This is a genomic window from Mucilaginibacter gracilis (assembly GCF_003633615.1).
GTDB classification, from domain to species: domain Bacteria; phylum Bacteroidota; class Bacteroidia; order Sphingobacteriales; family Sphingobacteriaceae; genus Mucilaginibacter; species Mucilaginibacter gracilis.
The window spans coordinates 5,906,164-5,923,403 of the sequence record NZ_RBKU01000001.1 but is presented as its reverse complement, the minus strand read 5'-3'; the positions used below and the strand labels follow the sequence as shown (position 1 = coordinate 5,923,403).

Below are 17,240 nucleotides of genomic sequence, written 5' to 3'. Positions count from 1 at the left end.
AAATCAAAAACAATGTCCGTCAATAAAACTAACACAGATCATCCCGGGTCAAACACCGATCCGGTGCAAAATAAAAAGCCATGGTCCTGGTCTAAAAAGCTGGTGTTCCGCATCCTTTTTATTTTCTTCCTGGCTATGTCTATACCGGTAACTGCAAGCTGGTATGTTAATGCTTTCACCATTAACTGGTTCCGTCCGCATTATCGTGATATTTACGATATAGCCCGTTTTTCACCAAGCTACCGCACCTTATTTGGCGGTAAAAACGAATACGATATAACAGATGCACCTCAAGGCAACGGGCCTTCGGGCAGTTCAGAAAAAGCAAAAGTTGATCAGGGGGGAAAAGATAGCTCTGCATCAGGAAACGGTAAAAATAGCCGCCATCGCCATCATGGCGGCGACTCGACACAAGCTAACGATGCGGGTTTAGATACTTCCAAACATCACCATCGTGGCGATTCGGCATTGGTTGCCGGGCAAGGCGCTAACCGTGAAGGAAACCATCATCACCACGCTAAAGATTCAACCCAAACGGATACCGGTAAAACGTTTATCGCAGCAAATAAAGATAAGCATACGGATAGTTTAGCAACTGATACCGCCAAGCACGATTCGACTCAGATCGCGTCAGCAGGTGGTAGTGACCGCCCTAAAAAAGATAGTAAAACCGACAACATATCCGCGCCTAAAAAGAACTTTTTGGTGGACTATACTGACTGGGGAATCGCCTTACTTATAGGCATTATAGGTGGACTGATATGGACCTTGATAGACCGTAACCGTACCAAAGCTTACGATATATTGTATTACTGGATCCGTGTGGTGGTAAGATACCGCGCTGGTATTGGCATCATTGGTTTTGGTTTTACCAAGCTGTTCCCAACACAGATGCCATACCCGTCGTTAGGATTATTGAACAGCAACTTTGGGGATTTTACCGCGCAAAAAATCTACTGGCTATCGGTTGGTATAGTGCCATGGTACCAGGTTTTTGGCGGCGTGGTTGAGTTGTTGGCAGGTGGCATGTTATTCTTCCGCAAAACATCAACCTTTGGTGCTATATTATTAGTTGGCGCTTTGGGCGATATTACCTTTGTAAACTATGCCTATGATGGCGGTGTACACGTATACGCGTTCTATTTTGTGTTACTAGGCCTTTTTGTACTGGCTGATGATTTGCCTAAATTGTATAACTTATTGATACTGGAGCGCTACACCGTTCCCGTAAGGTTATACCCCGATTTTAGCAAGCCATGGCTAAAATATACTCGTATCACATTGAAGGCATTAACCTTTATTATCTTTTTCGGGATACTGACTTATACCGAGGTGATCAACTTTAAATACGACCCATACAAGCAACCGTCAACCGCTGGGGTAAAGCAACTTCGGGGGAATTATCACGTAACCGAATTTAAGATCAACGGGCAGGATATAGCCTACAATCCCTTGGATAGTACGCGCTGGCAGGAAGCCACCTTTGAAAACTGGACAACACTTACTTTCCGTGTAAACAAACCGGTTATCATTGACCCATCTAACGGTGGGGGTAGCCCAATGAAGGATATTCAACGCACCTTCGAAATTACAGGCGTAGCAGGCGGCGAACGCGCGTTCCATTACTTAGCTGATACCATCGACCATGTGCTTTACCTACAGGATAAAAACGTAATGGCTTTACGTGGAGGCCGCAGGCGTGGTGGCAATAAAGTAATTGGTGGCGACAAAAAGCCTGCCGATAACTGGATAAGCCAAACCGCCTTACAACACATTGGCGACGAAAAAAAACTGATCGACGAGCATGCCTGGTCAACACGTCGCGACAGGGAGTTTGCTGCCAAAACCAAAGAGCCTAAACGCAGCCGGATGATACTAAAATATGAAACAACCGATGGTAACCGGGTTATTTTGAGCGGTGTGAACGAAACCAAGGATTCGATTTACGTGGTGCTTGATCGTTACAATAAAAAATACACTTTACCTGCCAGTACATTAGTTGCGGGCAAATATTGATAATGGTACAGTTAGATCAAACAACGGCCAAAAGATGGACAGCCTGGCAAAAATTTGCCTTTAGGGTTGCTTTTGTGTTCTTCCTTGTTATGGCTATCCCATGGAACGGATTTTGGTATGCTAACCTGGCTTCACTAAGGTGGAGCACTTTAGAGTATCGTAACCTGCACGTATTTTGCGAATACACACCCAAGATCATCGAGCTCAAAACCGAGAGCGGGCATTGGGGAATTGCATCTTATGTAAACTGGGTGATCATTTTAGCAATTGCCATTGTTGTTGGTTTGATATGGACCTTATTTGATGGTAAACGATCAAACTATACCGTACTATCGTACTGGTTGCGTGCGCTGGCCCGTTACAGGGCCGGTGTAGGCATTTTGGGTTACGGCTTTACCAAACTGTTCCCAACACAGATGCCTTATCCGTCCATTGGTATCTTGCATACCAATTTTATTGATCTTACGCCGCAAAAGGTGTTCTGGCTATCGGTGGGTAGCGTACCTTGGTATGAGTCGTTCACGGGTTTGCTGGAACTTGTTGCAGGCGTACTGTTACTTTTCCGCAAAACCAGTTTGTATGGTAGCATTTTACTGGTTGCCGCTTTGGGCGACATTATATTTGTAAACTTTGCTTATGATGGCGAAGTACATTTGTTCTCAACCTACCTGGCTTTATTTGGTTTGGTGGTACTGGCTTATGATGTGCCTGCATTGTACAGTTTGCTTATTAAAGAGCGGTATACCGTGTTGCGCCATTATTATCCAACGTTTTCGAAGAACTGGCAATTAACCCGTATCGGTATCAAAACAGCTACACTTGCCATTTTTATCGGGCTGTTCGCTATCCTGATGTATCAAAATTTCAGATATGATCCATACAAGCTTCCGCATAATAAAGGGCTGGCGCAAACCAGTGGGTTTTATAATGTAACGGAGTTTAGGGTAAATAATAAACTTATCCCCTACTCACCATTAGATACGATAAGATGGCAGGATGCGACTTTCGAAAAATGGTCGACGTTGACTTTTAAGGTAAACAAGCCTATCCAAATTGATATATCGGGCGGTGGTGGAAGGCCCAAAAAAGACATCGACAGGCGTTTTGAAATGGCAGGCGTAGCAGGTGGCAGGCGGTTCTTTACCTACCGGGCCGATACGATTAATCACATTTTATACTTACAAAATAAAAATATTCCGGATACGGCTCAACGGCTGGTATTTCATTATAACAAAGCAAGCGCATCACGGATCATTCTGACTGGATTGAACGAGAACCGGGATTCATTGTATGTGGTTTTGGATAGATCGAATAAAAAACCGGTATTACCTGAGAGTACCTTACAGGCAGGAAGCTATTGATATGGAACTACAAAAAACGGAATACGATGCGGTTGTTATAGGCTCTGGACCAAATGGTTTGGCCGCGGCTATTTTGTTACAGCAAAATGGTTTATCGGTTTTATTACTGGAGGGGAAAGACAAAATAGGAGGTGGTTTGAGTACCGAGGAGTTGACATTGCCGGGATTTAAGCACGATGTATGCTCGGCTATTCACCCTATGGCTGCAGGCTCGCCGTTTTTTCAAAGCCTGCCCTTGCATGAACATGGTCTGGAATATATATATCCCGATGTTGCCGCCGCCCATCCATTTGACAATGGCACTGCTGCGCTATTGAAAAGATCGCTCACCGAAACGGCCGCATTATTAGGCAAAGATCAAGATGTATACCTGGACTTGGTTCAACCCTTAGTACAATCGTGGCCAGGTATAGTAGACGATGTGCTGGCACCATTACATTTTCCGAAGCATCCGATAGATATGGCAAAGTTCGGACTAAACGCCATAACATCGGCTACCTATTTGGCCAAACGATTTAAAACTGAAGCCGGTAAAGGGCTTTTTGCCGGGATGGCCGCGCACAGCATACAGCCTTTATCTAATTTGTCTACATCCGCTATTGCATTAGTACTTATGGCTAACGGGCATTTGAAAGGTTGGCCTGTTCCAAAAGGTGGTTCAAATCAGATAGCGCAAGCGTTGGCGTCTTATTTTGTATCTATAGGAGGTGAGATAGAAACCGGCCGTTATATTTCATCTTTGCACCAATTGCCCTCGGCAAAAGCAGTGTTATTTGATGTGACACCCCAACAGCTTTTAACCATAGCTGGTCATCAATTCTCTGCTATCTACAAGTGGCAACTGGAACGTTACCGTTATGGGATGGGTGTATTTAAAATTGATTGGGCGCTCGATGATGCGATCCCTTTTACTGCATCAGGTGCGAGCGCGGCCGGTACTGTACACATTGGTGGTGCTTTGCAGGAGATCGTACAAAATGAAAAAGAAACAGCCGGAGGTAAGCATCCTGATAAGCCATTTGTATTATTGGCTCAGCAAAGCTTATTCGATGATACGCGAGCGCCAAAAGGAAAGCACACGGCCTGGGCTTATTGCCATGTGCCAAATGGTTCATATAAAGACATGACCGAAATTATAGAGCGTCAGGTAGAACGCTTTGCGCCCGGTTTTAGGGAGCGCATTTTGGGCAGGCATACCTTTAATACAAGGCAACTGGAAAGCTATAACCCTAATTTTATTGGCGGAGATATCAATGGCGGCATCATTGATCTGGCACAGCTTTTTACCAGGCCTGCATTGCGAAGTTCGCCTTACAGGACTTCGGCAAAGGGATTATATATCTGCTCATCATCAACGCCACCGGGCGGCGGCGTACATGGCATGTGTGGCTACCATTCGGCAAAGCAAGCTTTAAAAGATGTATTTAATATCAGCATCAAATGATAAAGAATATAATTAAAAAACGAAAATCATACATCGTAATCATCGGCGGGTTATCAATAGTCGGTTTGACCGCCTTTAATGATGGCAGAGGTATGCATCATCAAAAACGATCATTAACGGATACAACTAAAATACCCGCTAAGTATGGTTTTGGTAGAGTTGTAACCCAGCAGGAAATTGATAAATGGGATATTGATGTGAGGCCAGATGGCAAAGGTTTACCAGCTGGCGAAGGAGATGCGGCCAAAGGCAAAGCCATTTATGCATTGAAATGCATGGCCTGCCATGGTGCAACTGGAGAAGAGGTTCCGGGAGTTAAACTACCCGCACCAGCCCTGGTTGGTGATACAGCCGCTAAGAGCAAACCCAAAACCATTGGAAACTACTGGCCTTATGCTACCACGTTGTTTGATTATACACGCCGTACCATGCCCTATAATTTACCAGGATCGTTAACCGATAACGAGGTTTATAGCCTAACAGCTTATCTGCTGAGTGCGAATAAGATTATTAAACCAGAAACCGTGCTGAACGCGCAAACCTTGCCCCTGATTGTGATGCCTGCACGCAAATTATATATTATGGATGACCGGAAAGGCGGACCCGAAGTAAAATAATGATTGAAATGGAAGAGTCAGAAAAAGAACAGCAACCCAAAGACACCGGGCATAAAATAAGCAGGCGTGCCTTATTGGGCGGAGCTATGGCCGCCGCTATTATCCCGGTAAGTTCGTCATTCGCAAAATATGTGCCGACGGTTGTACCTAAATTGCCGGTACCCATCGACCCAACCAAACGCATAGGGCCCGGCCCAAGCAAGTTAGGTAAGCGTTCTCCTTTTGAAAACCCGGTGCGTAAGCCCTCCGATATTTCATCACGCTCACCTTTGCAGGATTTTTATAGTACAATAACACCGGCCGATCTGCATTTTGAAAGGCACCATGCCGGGATCCCGGATATCGACCCTGCTACGTATGAATTACTGATACATGGTATGGTGGAGCGGCCGATGAAATTTACTCTGGCCGAATTGAAAAGGTTTCCAGCAGTAACACGCACTTGTTTTATTGAGTGTGCCGGTAACTTTAGAACTGGCAGCGAACAGATGACACCCCAGGATATTTTAGGGCTGACCAGTCAAAGCGAGTGGACGGGTGTAATGCTATCCACTATTTTTAAAGAAGTTGGCGTTAACCCAAAAGCTACCTGGTTTTTAGCCGAAGGTGGCGATGCTTCTGTAATGACAAGGAGTATTCCGGCGCACAAAGGCTGGGAAGACGCCATGATAGTATATGGTCAAAACGGCGAGGCTATACGGCCTGCCCAAGGTTACCCCGCACGTTTGTTGTTACCCGGTTATGAAGGTAACATGAATGTGAAGTGGTTACGACGTTTGGAGCTATCGGACCAGCCATACTGGACTCGTGAAGAAACATCCAAATACACCTATCCCGTTCATAACAAGATCAGGATGTTTAGTTTTGAGATGGATGCGCGGTCAATTATCACTTATCCCAGCTATCCCCAAAAGGTAGATAAAGGTTGGATAGAGATACGCGGTATTGCCTGGACCGGCCGTGGTAAAATAACCAAGGTTGAGGTAAGCACTGATGCTGGTAAAAGCTGGAGTGAGGCCCGTTTACAAGGGCCTGTATTAGATAAAGCCCATACATACTTCAGGCACCTTTGGCAATGGAATGGTGACGAAACTGAAATACTGAGCCGCGCCATTGATGAGACAGGTTATATACAGCCCACGATAAAGCAACTAATAGAAGCACGCGGGACAGACATTGGCGGTTACCATATGAATCCAGTTACCGCATGGCGCATCAAACCTGATGGCGTGGTGCTTTTTAAACCCGAAAGTTACAGATAGACTATTAATTAATTCAAAAACAGATATATGACTACAGATAATACAGAAACAACCACTGCTAAACCTTCAATATGGCAGGAATTATGGTTGAAAGAAGATTGGTGGGCGGTTTGGCTGGGGTTAGGCATTGTTGGCCTGGCTTATATTTTTTACCTCAGCGGTTCCAGTATTTCATGGCTGGCCGTGTCGCCCGGTAAATGGTCAACCTGGTCGCAATTGGGTACACAGTTATCAGCTAACGGTATCAGGTACGTTGCTCTGCTGGCAGCCTTCCTGGTGCTGTTTACCGCCGTAACCTCGTTCATCGGGCAAAAGCCTAAAGTGTTTATCCCGGCCTTTATTTTCATCTTTGTTGTTTCGCTGCTCATATACATCGCAGGCAGCTGGGATCAGGCCAACAAATATAACCTTGAACCGCCGCTGGTAGCACTCGCACTTGGCTTATTTATTTCGAACGTAATTGGCTTGCCGCGTTGGCTTGATGCCGGTTTCCGGGTTGAGTTTTATATCAAATTGGGTATTGTATTGCTTGGTGCCACTTTACCTTTTACCCTGATTATTTGGGCCGGGCCGGTAGCTATTTTACAAGCCTCAATAGTTTCGTTAGTTACGTTTTTGACCATCTTTTTTGTAGCCCGAAAGCTGGGGCTGGATCATAGGCTGGCTGCGGTATTGGGAGCAGGCGGCGCGGTATGTGGTGTTTCAGCGTCCATCGCGATAGCGGGGGCTGTGCGGGCTAAAAAGGAACATCCGCCGATAGCAATAAGTCTTGTCGTTTTTTGGGCTATAATCCTCATTTTTACTTTGCCGCTGGTTTCGCGGGCGCTTCATTTGCCAACTGGCGTAGCCGGAGCATGGATTGGGACATCCGAGTTTGCGGATGCTGCTGGCCTGGCTGCCGCACAATCATATGGAGGTTTAACTGGCACACATGGAATTTCCGGAACGGCAGATCAGGCGCTCGCTTCTTATACGTTAATCAAAGTAATCGGGCGTGATATTTGGATCGGTATCTGGTCTTTAGTATTAGCACTCATTTCAATAACCTATTGGGAACGTTCTGAAACCAATTCGAAAGTGCAGATCGGCCAGATATGGTGGCGCTTTCCTAAATTTGTGATCGGCTTCCTGATCGCTTCAATACTTACCTCACTTATTGTTCACGGCTATACACTGGCCGACTATAACAAATTAGTAAAGCCATCACTCATCTTACCAATCACATCATTACGTACCTGGGCATTTACCTTTAGTTTTTTGAGTATAGGGCTTACAACACGTTTCCGTGACCTGGCTAATGCCGGAGTTAAACCCTTCATCGCGTTTACCGTAGGAGTTGTTGTGAATGTAATTTTAGGGTATGTTTTATCGATTGTGGTTTTCGGTCATTACTGGGCTTCTATTGTAACACATTAAGGCATGAAGATTCTTGACTTGTTTGATAGCTCTATGCCGAAAACCGCGTGCGGTAATTGCAGGCATTTCCAAAATGATCCTGCGGTTGTTGAGGTGGCATATCCCGGACTTACAGTTTTTAGTTCGGGATATGCTTCTGTTCGGGACCAGGATGGCCTTTGCAGTCAGCATCAACTTTATCTTTCTGCAAGAGATAGCTGCCAAAATTTTGCATTAGCTACAAAAGAATGCCGTTAGGGTAACAAAAAATGTTCTATAAGGAGGGGCAAAGTGTGAGATAGGCTTGGTGAAATTAAATATAAGTTATGTTTAAGGAAATAGTAATAGAATGAAACAATTAAATGAATTTATAACAACAGGCAGATCAGCCGGTGATTAACCATCTCTGCAAAAACTAAACATCCCTATTTTTGACTCGGTATAGGTCTTGCTCTAAACTGACTTTTTTTACCATTCGAGCCCCCTTATTCCGGTTAAGGTCAGCAATATTATTCCTGATCTGGTTTTTTCCGACGATTTTGGGAGATTGTAGCAATATATTAGGACGACAAGCCTGGGTTTTAAAGAACAGGCTCAATTATAAAGTGATCGCCAACTGGGAGATCGCCGAACATAAGTCGCAGGGGGCGACCCAAATGACAATGAATGATGGGGATCTGGAGGGATTTTGGTATTTTAGTTTGAATGGCGAAGCGGTTTAACGAAGACCAGCCAATTGTTTAATTTGCTGAAGCAAACACCGGGGCTGAATTAATCGCTAAAGCACTCTTGTAAAAGTTTGCTGCGTCGGTTTTAAATTTGGCATCACCATCTCCAATGTAAACCATATGCCCCGATTTGTACTCGTTAACCCTAATGTTAGGCCGAAGAGCCGGGCTCAATTTTAAATGGTTAATCACTTCCTTTGTAGCAGCCATCGGCGTCGATAGATCGTAATATCCGCAAATGACATTGACGCGTAGTGACGGGTTGTTGATTATTACTTTTTCCAGTGTATAGGAAACATTAAGAAAACCATTTACCGCGCCGCTGCCATAGTTCCAGGGCGGATTGATCGTCGCCCGGTATGGCCGGTCCGTTTTATAGTTCAGGCCTTCATGTATATACTTATTGAAACTGCTGAGAAACAGACTTCTGATATTGGTTTCACTGGGGTCTATATAACGATTTTGTAGTGCTTTGCCTGTAAACCGGCTATCAAAACAACCTGTTACTAACTTGTTTTCACCCAATACATTATTCATGAACAGGTTATCGCTAATTCTCCCTTTTGTTTGAGTGATCAATGTTCGTGACAACCCGGTATAATAATGTATAGAATCTACCAGGAGTGCCGGCATCGCCGTTCCATGCTGACTGAGGTAAATCGTGAAGGCGTGCTTAGCAAAATATGCAGCCTTATCATACAAAACTTCCGGGCTCAATTTTTCCAGTGCAGGATCAAGCATATGATGATACTGTGCGGTAAGTGCATAAGTTGGTAAATAAGCGGCGTAAGGTTGGTTGTTACCGTCCCGAAAGTTAAGCAGTTCATAGTTCAAAGCCGGTGAGATCAGGGTGATGCCGCTTACCTTAACCTGTAAGTGTGTTTGCAGGTAATCAGTCAGTCCTACGGCCCTTGCAGCACCGTAGCTCTCTCCCGCGATAAATAGCGGGCTGTTCCCGCGTTGGTTTTGATCAAGGTAACGTGTAATAAATTTTGCGATCGCATGAATATCCTGATCGTATCCATAAAACTGTTTGGGGTCCGACCCTTCGGCTGCCCTGCTGTAACCTGTAGAAACCGGGTCTATAAAAACCAGGTCGGTAAAGCCCAACCAGGAATAAGGGTTTTCCTGGTATTGGAAATCTGATAGTGGCGCATCGCCCTTACTGTTTTTGAATTTGACCCGGATCGGGGCAAAAGAGCCCATATGAAGCCATACCGATGCTGACCCCGGTCCGCCATTAAAAACAAAGGTTATTGGCCTCTGAGATGATGATAAGCCGTTTTTTTGGTAGGCAACGTAAAATATATCCGCAGCAGTACGGTCATCCGTGTCATGTACGCGAATAGAACCGGCTGTTGCCTTGTATTGCAGTTGCTCGCCATCAATAAAAGCATGGTGCAGGGTAAGGCAATAAGTTTCCGTGATCCTGCTCCACGATCCGAATATCAATACGCTGATTAAAGCAAAGAGCGACAAATAGATTTTAGATTTCATGAATATTCCACTTAGGCTGCTTTTAAAATTGCCTGCCTTTTCCTCCGGATCAGGTAAGCGATGAATAGGGCGATCAGCATGTTATTTGACTAATGCGGCGAAGCGCTGGTAAAAGGCTGTAGGACTGTCGGCTGTTTTGGGTTCATACTTACCGGCGATGATCGGTATATAGATTACCCTGCGGCGGCTTTCTTCGCCCGTCACCGAGGATTGGGCCACCCGGTGCCATAACCGTCCATCATGAATGGTCAAATCACCCGCGGTTGGTACAATGGCTACCTCATTGGCATCGGCCTCGTTATCCAAAAAATATTTCTTTCGGAATAGCATTTGATAAAGATTTTGCTTGTGTGTTCCAGGTAATATCCGGAGGCCGCCGTTTTTAGGTTTCAACGTGCTTAAATGAATACCTACATTCAACATGGGGTTAAGCTTTTGTCCGTGAAAGATGTCACGTAATCCATCGGTATGCCAGCCCATTTGTGTAAAGCTGCTTTGTTCGGCGTTAACGTAATGGTTAAATACCATACCGTCTTTTTCATTCGTGCCTAACCTTGCGCCGGGACCGGTAAGACTTAGTAACACCTGAAGACGTGGGTCCAGGGTAAACTCATGTAATAAAGGGCTGTGCTGGTTGATGAAAGCAAAGCGTTGAACGATCGGTGTTCCATCCAGGTCTTTGCCATATTTAATAGGCACACCGTTCACTTTTTCAACGGCCCCTGCTATCCAGTTTTTTTGCACCTCTTCGGAAGCCTTGATGATATCGTTAACGGTTTCGGGTTTGATAAAATCTTTAAAATGGATAAAACCGTTACGGTTAAAAAAGTGTTGTTGTTCTTCGGTAAGAACTGATCCTAAAGTGAATTTTTGGTATGCGGTATTCATAATTGTAGTAATAAAACAGATAAGACAATACAACCATCCGCACTGATGCGGTTAGTTTACAAAGAGAAGAGTAGGAGGGAGATTAACAACAACAGCTACACATGACCCTTTGGGAAAGGGACATTCGCATACAGGATGCGGGTTGGATATGTTGTTTATTTTTCAATGTTTATAAAGTCTATAGGTTTTATAAACAATACAAATGTAGGTAAATATTTGCATTGCAAAAATTTATTTGAAATTATTTAGCGTTTCGGTACAAACCGGCGCTAATATGCTCTATCCAAGCTTTGTACAGATGTTTGGCACCGTATGCGGATAACTTATTTAAGAAGCCAGGAATGATCTCGGCTTTACCAACCAACATTCCTTTTAGTCCGATCCGGGCAACATCCGCGGGCTGCATATTAAATTTATCGGCAAGGTCTGCTAAGCCGTCAAGTCCTGCACGGTGCGCAAAATTCGTATCGGTAGGGCCGGGAGAAAGTACAGTTACCGAAACGGACGTATCTTTTAATTCATAACGAATGGCCCTGCTAAACGAGATAATGAAAGCTTTGCTGGCAGCATACATAGCCAGTGTAGGAAGCGCCTGGTAGGCCGCCGTACTGGCTACATTTAATACATATGCCCGCTCTTGCTTTTTAAGCAAGGGCAGCAGGTGGTAAGTTAGTTCAACCACAGCGTTTAAATTAACTTGTAACATACCCATTTGTTCGGCCAGCTCTAATTCTTCAAAGTTTCCCCATAATCCGTAGCCGGCATTATTAACTAAAATTGACACATCTACATGGAGATCGATACACCAATTTGCTACCGTTTTAGGACTCAGATGATCAGAAAGATCTGCAGAGAGGTGGTAAACTTTTATGTTATGCCGAGCGGTAAGTTCGTAAGATAATGTTTGCAATTCGTTTTCAGACCGCGCAATCAATAATAAGTTATACCCATCTGTTGCCAACTGTGCAGCCATTGCTCTGCCTATTCCTTTACTTGCACCTGTAATTAAAGCGTATGATCCCATAATTTTACAAGGATAATAAAAAAGACTACCAAATTTGTAGTCTTAATTAAAAATAGTATGTTTGTCCCTAATGAAAGGTATTAATTCTCTTCATGGTGTTGTAACCAGCTATCCTGGCTGCATTTGTTGTTGTTGGTAACAGCACTACCTCCGCTCCACTTTTAAGTTTCCTTATTCACCTTCTTTTTTTTTACAATGACCTATCTTGATCAGCCACGCCGCCTTTACTTCTTTACAATAATACTAATTGTATTCACTATACCAGCTTTTGCGCAAAGAGTGGTATCAACAAATTTTAAGACCTCGTTTAAAGATTCTTCCGCTTACAGCTTGTTCAAGGATCACCCGGTTATCGCCTTAAACGATACACGCATAACCAAAGCAACAGAACCATCAATTGCGACCGTTCCTGAAGATCAATTGACAAATAAGATCGACCTTGTTATTAAAGAACCGCAGGAACGAAAAAAACTGTTAAGCTATTTAAAAACAATAGAAGTCCAAAACACTACTGCAACGAGCCAAGCGAAGGTTAAGTTCTATTACCATATGGCCAATATTTTTGCCCGGTTGCGTTTGTACCCCCTTGCCATGAAATGTTTCTTAAAAACAGTCCCTAAAACGGCAAAAGAAAAAAGCAGGCAACCCGAATCCGTTACCGATACGGATAGTGACACGGTAGATACGACCGAAGAACAATACCTTGCGATCAATAGTAAAGACGATTCCCTGGTTAATAACCATGCAGCAGAATTGAAGTTGAACAACCCGGTTGAAAGTAAGGCGATCACTTACGAACGGATCAGGCAAACGTTCGACGACGGAAAAAAAGCGGTCGCTTATGCCATGCTATTCCACGTTAAGCAACCTGCGCGGGGGAAACGCAAGATATTCGTACTGAATAATGTGGGGCATACTTTTATCACCCTGATTAAGTATAATTCGGATTCTACCTACACCTCAGTATCGGTAGGCTTTTATCCTAAGAAAGACAATCTGCTATCAGCAACTCCTTTGATCCCCTCTACTTCCTCTGTCTTTAAAGATGATTCGGGCCATGCCTGGGACGAGATTTTAGGCAAATTCATCTCTAAAAGAAAATTTGAAAAGATCCAGGGCCTGATCGGGCAATATAATGGGATCAAATATAACCTCAGTAAAAATAACTGCACGGACTTTGGAATCAAGGCCGCTCAGCTTGCCGGCATCAGCATGAAAGAAACCTATGGAACCTGGCCTTTGGGTTGCGGGAATAATCCCGCGATAACCGGGCAGAGTATCCTGGAGCATAAATTTTCTAATGCCGATATGGCTAATGCAAACGCAATCTTTATGGATGCGTTTGCAGCCGTGACGCAACAGTAAACAGCATTCAAGTTAATTTCCTGAAAGATTTTCTAATAATTTTCAAATAGAATATATAATCTATAGATTTAATATACTATAATTGTAAAGTATCCTTTATTCAGGCTACAATTGACAGATTATTAACTCATTTTTCTAATTATTTATGCCCGATCAAAAAAACAAACAGACCGCTTTAGGCGACGTAGCGGCCAGGCAGTTGGCCATCGCTACCAGAACCGTTCCCCAGTTAGGCACCATTACACCACGATGGCTAACCCATTTATTAAACTGGACACCGGTAGAGTCAGGTGTATACCGTTTAAATAAGGTAAAGGATGCCGACAACGTAGAGGTTGATTGTTCAAACCGCGATGAACGTGAACTGCCGTCTACCTATGTAGACTATGTAGAAAACCCGCGTGAATATAATTTGAGTGCTGTAAATACGGTACTGGATGTGCATACGCGCGTATCCGATCTGTACAGCAAACCCTTTAACTAGATCACGGAGCAATTGCGTTTAACGATCGAGATCATCAAGGAGCGCCAGGAGAGTGAACTGATCAATAACGAGGAATATGGCCTGTTGCATAGCATTGTGCCGTCGCAAAAAATCAAGACCAGGCTCGGCCCACCTACACCGGATGACCTGGATGAACTGATCACCAAAGTATGGAAAGAGCCAGCTTTTTTCCTCCTGCACCCTTTAGCTATTGCCGCTTTTGGCCGGGAATGTACACGCCGTGGTGTACCGCCGCCAACCGTATCTTTATTTGGATCTCAATTCCTAACCTGGAGAGGTATACCGCTGATCCCTTCTGATAAATTACCCATTGTAAACAACAAATCGAAAATATTATTGCTCAGAACCGGGGAAAGCCGGCAGGGAGTTGTAGGTCTCTACCAGCCTGGCTTACCGGGCGAGCAGTCACCCGGCTTATCTGTTCGCTTCATGGGTATTAATAACAAAGCTATAGCATCTTACCTGGTTTCGTTGTATTGCTCACTGGCAGTATTAACGGATGATGCGATAGCGGTTTTGGAGGATGTGGACTTAGGAAATTATTATGAGTACAAATATTAATTCGGAAGAACATCCAAATCTGAGTGCACTCGAAAACCTGGCGAACCAGTTTTTTAAAGCCTTACCGGGGCAAAGTATTAACCCGGAACCCGTTGTTGAACAGGTGGGCGAACAATTGCCGTTAAGGAACGACAACTTGCAGCAAAGCTACGAGCCTCAACTGCGCGACCAGGCTTTGCGTGATAATAGTTTTGATCATTCACCGCCCTCGGCTTCGGGCGTGGGGATATCGCCATCAGCTGCCAATCAAAATAACGCGGTGGATCTGCGGAACCCCCAAACCAGTTTTGCTGACCCAAATTTGGCAGTAGCTAAACCTGCCGATAATTTGGCCTTACCTTTTCAGGACGACCAGCCTTTTGAGAGCCGGTTGCAGGAAATATTGAGTAATGTTCGTATATCCTCACCGGCAATAAGAATTCCTTTTGATGAGGATACCGATGTACCGTTTTATTTCCTAAAAAACAGGAATAACCCCTTACAGGGAAAAAATATTTTTGACCGTGATACGGCGAGGGCGGGGCAGCCAATAGCACCGCCTTTTGACGTGAACCTGGTCAGGAATGATTTTCCCATCCTGCAGGAGCGGGTAAATGGCCGCCCCCTGATCTGGCTGGACAATGCCGCAACTACGCAGAAACCCAGGCAGGTCATTGACCGGATATCTTATTTCTATGAGCATGAAAACTCCAATATACATCGTGCAGCGCATGAACTGGCAGCAAGGGCAACCGATGCCTATGAAGGTGCCCGTGAAAAAGTAAGAGCTTTCATCAATGCCGCGTCGGTTAACGAGATCATCTTTGTACGGGGAGCTACCGAGGCCATTAACCTGGTTGCCAAGAGCTGGGGGGAACAGCACCTGAACGCGGGTGATGAGATCATTGTGAGCCATTTGGAACACCATGCGAACATTGTTCCCTGGCAACAGCTGGCAGCCAAAAAGGGTTTAAAGATCAAGGTGATACCGGTTGACGATGAGGGGCAGATCTTACTGGATGAATACGCCAAATTACTCGGCCCGAAAACTAAATTGGTTGCCTTTACACAGGTGTCTAACGCATTAGGAACGGTCACACCGGCTGCGCGGATCGTTGAACTGGCGCACCAGGCCGGGGCGAAAGTATTGGTGGATGGCGCACAGTCGGTATCCCACATGAAAGTTGATGTGCGGGCGCTGGATGCTGATTGGTTTGTTTTTTCAGGGCATAAAGTTTTCGGGCCGACCGGCATCGGTGTGGTTTACGGAAAAGAAGCGTTGCTGAATGAAACCCAGCCATGGCAGGGAGGTGGCAATATGATCGTTGATGTAACTTTTGAATATACCCAATACCATAAGGCTCCAAGCAGGTTTGAAGCCGGAACAGGCAACATTGCCGATGCGGTGGGACTTGGTGCGGCTATCGATTATGTGAACAAGATCGGTATCGATAATATTTCGAGGTATGAGCATTATTTATTGGTTTACGCTACCCGCTTATTAAAAGAAGTACCTGGTATCCGTTTGATCGGAACCGCCCCGGATAAGGCCAGTGTATTATCATTCGTGCTGGATGGGTATAAAACTCAAGAGGTTGGTGCTGCGCTTAATAAAGAGGGAATCGCCGTACGCTCGGGCCACCATTGTGCGCAGCCTATTCTACGCCGCTTTGGGGTTGAAGCAACAGTACGGCCATCCCTGGCTTTTTACAATACCTGCGCGGAAATTGATACGCTGGTGAATATCTTACACAGACTGAAAAAATAACATGAAAGATCCGCAGCTGAATAGTTTCATTGAATTACTTTTTCAGACGCATAAAGCGGAATGGGAAGCTACGCCGTCTAACGAGCAGGCGATCCATTGGCTCAATGACCTGCTTGAATTTTTGTTCCCCAATAACAGGTTGAATAAAAAGATCATTTACGAGGGCCAGCTAAGAAAGAATCAGATCGAACTGGAAAACATCCTGCTCAGTTACCTGGATACCGACCAGATCAATATCGGTGATGCGGTGGATCGTTTTTACGGTGCCTTGCAGGATATCTACCAGGATTTGCGGTCGGATGCGGCACGTATTCATGAAAAGGACCCGGCAGCGGGAAGTGTGCACGAGGTGATCGTTTCCTACCCGGGCTTTTATGCGATAGCCGTTCACCGTATTTCGCATCAGCTTTCCAAATTATTGGTACCCATTCTGCCCCGGATATTGAGTGAACATGCCCACGGTAAGACAGGGGTTGACATTCATCCAAATGCGCAGATCGGCGTACCATTCTGTATCGATCATGGTACCGGTATCGTGATAGGTGCTACCAGTATCATCGGCAAAAATGTGACGATCTACCAGGGTGTTACTTTGGGTGCATCGCAGGTGAGCAAAGATCTGTCAGCTACCAAGCGCCATCCAACGGTAGAAGATAATGTCACCATCTATGCACGTAGTACGATATTAGGTGGTAAAACCGTGATCGGGCACGACAGTACCATTGGCGGAAGTGTTTTTCTGACCAAGAGCGTGGAACCGTATTCGCATGTATTTAATACCCATCAATTAAGGATAGAGGTTAAAACTAATTTATAAAATATTGAACAGA

The 17,240-nt window shown here is 44.8% G+C and carries 13 protein-coding genes and 1 pseudogene; 11 read left to right on the top strand and 3 right to left on the bottom strand.

All coding sequences use genetic code 11. The features are described from left to right. Positions 1–12: 12 nt before the first annotated feature. Genes BDD43_RS26320 through BDD43_RS29790 form a run of 7 tightly spaced genes read left to right on the top strand, consistent with a single transcriptional unit; the run spans position 13 to position 8,353 of the window. Entirely contained in the window at positions 13–2,016 is a 2,004-nt protein-coding gene (locus BDD43_RS26320; protein WP_121201212.1) for an acetate uptake transporter family protein, read from the top strand. A 2-nt stretch (positions 2,017–2,018) separates the two neighbouring features. Next, entirely contained in the window at positions 2,019–3,377 is a 1,359-nt protein-coding gene (locus tag BDD43_RS26315; RefSeq protein ID WP_121201211.1) for a hypothetical protein, read from the top strand. 1 nt (position 3,378) lies between these two features. Beyond that, positions 3,379–4,821 carry a phytoene desaturase family protein gene (locus BDD43_RS26310; RefSeq protein ID WP_121201210.1) on the top strand — a complete coding sequence of 481 codons (1,443 nt, stop codon included), beginning with the start codon at positions 3,379–3,381 and terminating at the stop codon, positions 4,819–4,821. Continuing rightward, entirely contained in the window at positions 4,818–5,438 is a 621-nt protein-coding gene (locus tag BDD43_RS26305) for a c-type cytochrome (protein ID WP_121201209.1), read from the top strand. The genes BDD43_RS26310 and BDD43_RS26305 overlap by 4 nt, the downstream gene beginning before the upstream one ends. Before the next feature lie 8 nt (positions 5,439–5,446). Next, positions 5,447–6,700 carry a sulfite dehydrogenase gene (soxC, locus tag BDD43_RS26300; RefSeq protein WP_121202135.1) on the top strand — a complete coding sequence of 418 codons (1,254 nt, stop codon included), beginning with the start codon at positions 5,447–5,449 and terminating at the stop codon, positions 6,698–6,700. Positions 6,701–6,727: 27 nt separating this feature from the next. Continuing rightward, entirely contained in the window at positions 6,728–8,116 is a 1,389-nt protein-coding gene (locus BDD43_RS26295; RefSeq protein ID WP_121201208.1) for a YeiH family protein, read from the top strand. 3 nt (positions 8,117–8,119) lie between these two features. Then, entirely contained in the window at positions 8,120–8,353 is a 234-nt protein-coding gene (locus BDD43_RS29790) for a hypothetical protein (protein WP_147425747.1), read from the top strand. A 482-nt stretch (positions 8,354–8,835) separates the two neighbouring features. Here BDD43_RS29790 and BDD43_RS26285 read toward each other — a convergent pair whose 3' ends face one another. The 3 genes from BDD43_RS26285 to BDD43_RS26275 all read right to left on the bottom strand — a co-directional run bounded on the left by BDD43_RS26285 (position 8,836) and on the right by BDD43_RS26275 (position 12,232). Beyond that, positions 8,836–10,320, bottom strand: a complete 1,485-nt coding sequence (locus tag BDD43_RS26285) for a S10 family peptidase (RefSeq protein ID WP_121201206.1) — start codon at positions 10,318–10,320, stop codon at positions 8,836–8,838. Positions 10,321–10,401: 81 nt separating this feature from the next. Beyond that, positions 10,402–11,208, bottom strand: a complete 807-nt coding sequence (locus BDD43_RS26280) for a phytanoyl-CoA dioxygenase family protein (RefSeq protein ID WP_121201205.1) — start codon at positions 11,206–11,208, stop codon at positions 10,402–10,404. A gap of 241 nt (positions 11,209–11,449) precedes the next feature. Then, on the bottom strand, positions 11,450–12,232 hold the full coding sequence (locus tag BDD43_RS26275; RefSeq protein ID WP_121201204.1) for an SDR family NAD(P)-dependent oxidoreductase: 783 nt from the start codon (positions 12,230–12,232) through the stop codon (positions 11,450–11,452). A 195-nt stretch (positions 12,233–12,427) separates the two neighbouring features. Here BDD43_RS26275 and BDD43_RS26270 point away from each other — a divergent pair, with 195 nt between their 5' ends. The 4 genes and pseudogenes from BDD43_RS26270 (at position 12,428) to BDD43_RS26255 (ending at position 17,227) form a co-directional block, all read left to right on the top strand. After that, positions 12,428–13,597 (top strand): hypothetical protein, encoded by a 1,170-nt coding sequence (locus tag BDD43_RS26270; RefSeq protein WP_121201203.1) that lies wholly within the window; start codon positions 12,428–12,430, stop codon positions 13,595–13,597. A 145-nt stretch (positions 13,598–13,742) separates the two neighbouring features. Next, positions 13,743–14,663: pseudogene (locus BDD43_RS30705) on the top strand (family 2A encapsulin nanocompartment shell protein). Further along, positions 14,647–16,410: a family 2A encapsulin nanocompartment cargo protein cysteine desulfurase gene (locus BDD43_RS26260; protein ID WP_121201202.1), complete on the top strand. Its 1,764-nt coding sequence runs from the start codon at positions 14,647–14,649 to the stop codon at positions 16,408–16,410. Before BDD43_RS30705 ends, BDD43_RS26260 begins: the two are co-directional and overlap by 17 nt. Position 16,411: 1 nt before the next feature. Continuing rightward, positions 16,412–17,227: a serine O-acetyltransferase gene (locus BDD43_RS26255; RefSeq protein WP_121201201.1), complete on the top strand. Its 816-nt coding sequence runs from the start codon at positions 16,412–16,414 to the stop codon at positions 17,225–17,227. Positions 17,228–17,240 lie beyond the last annotated feature (13 nt).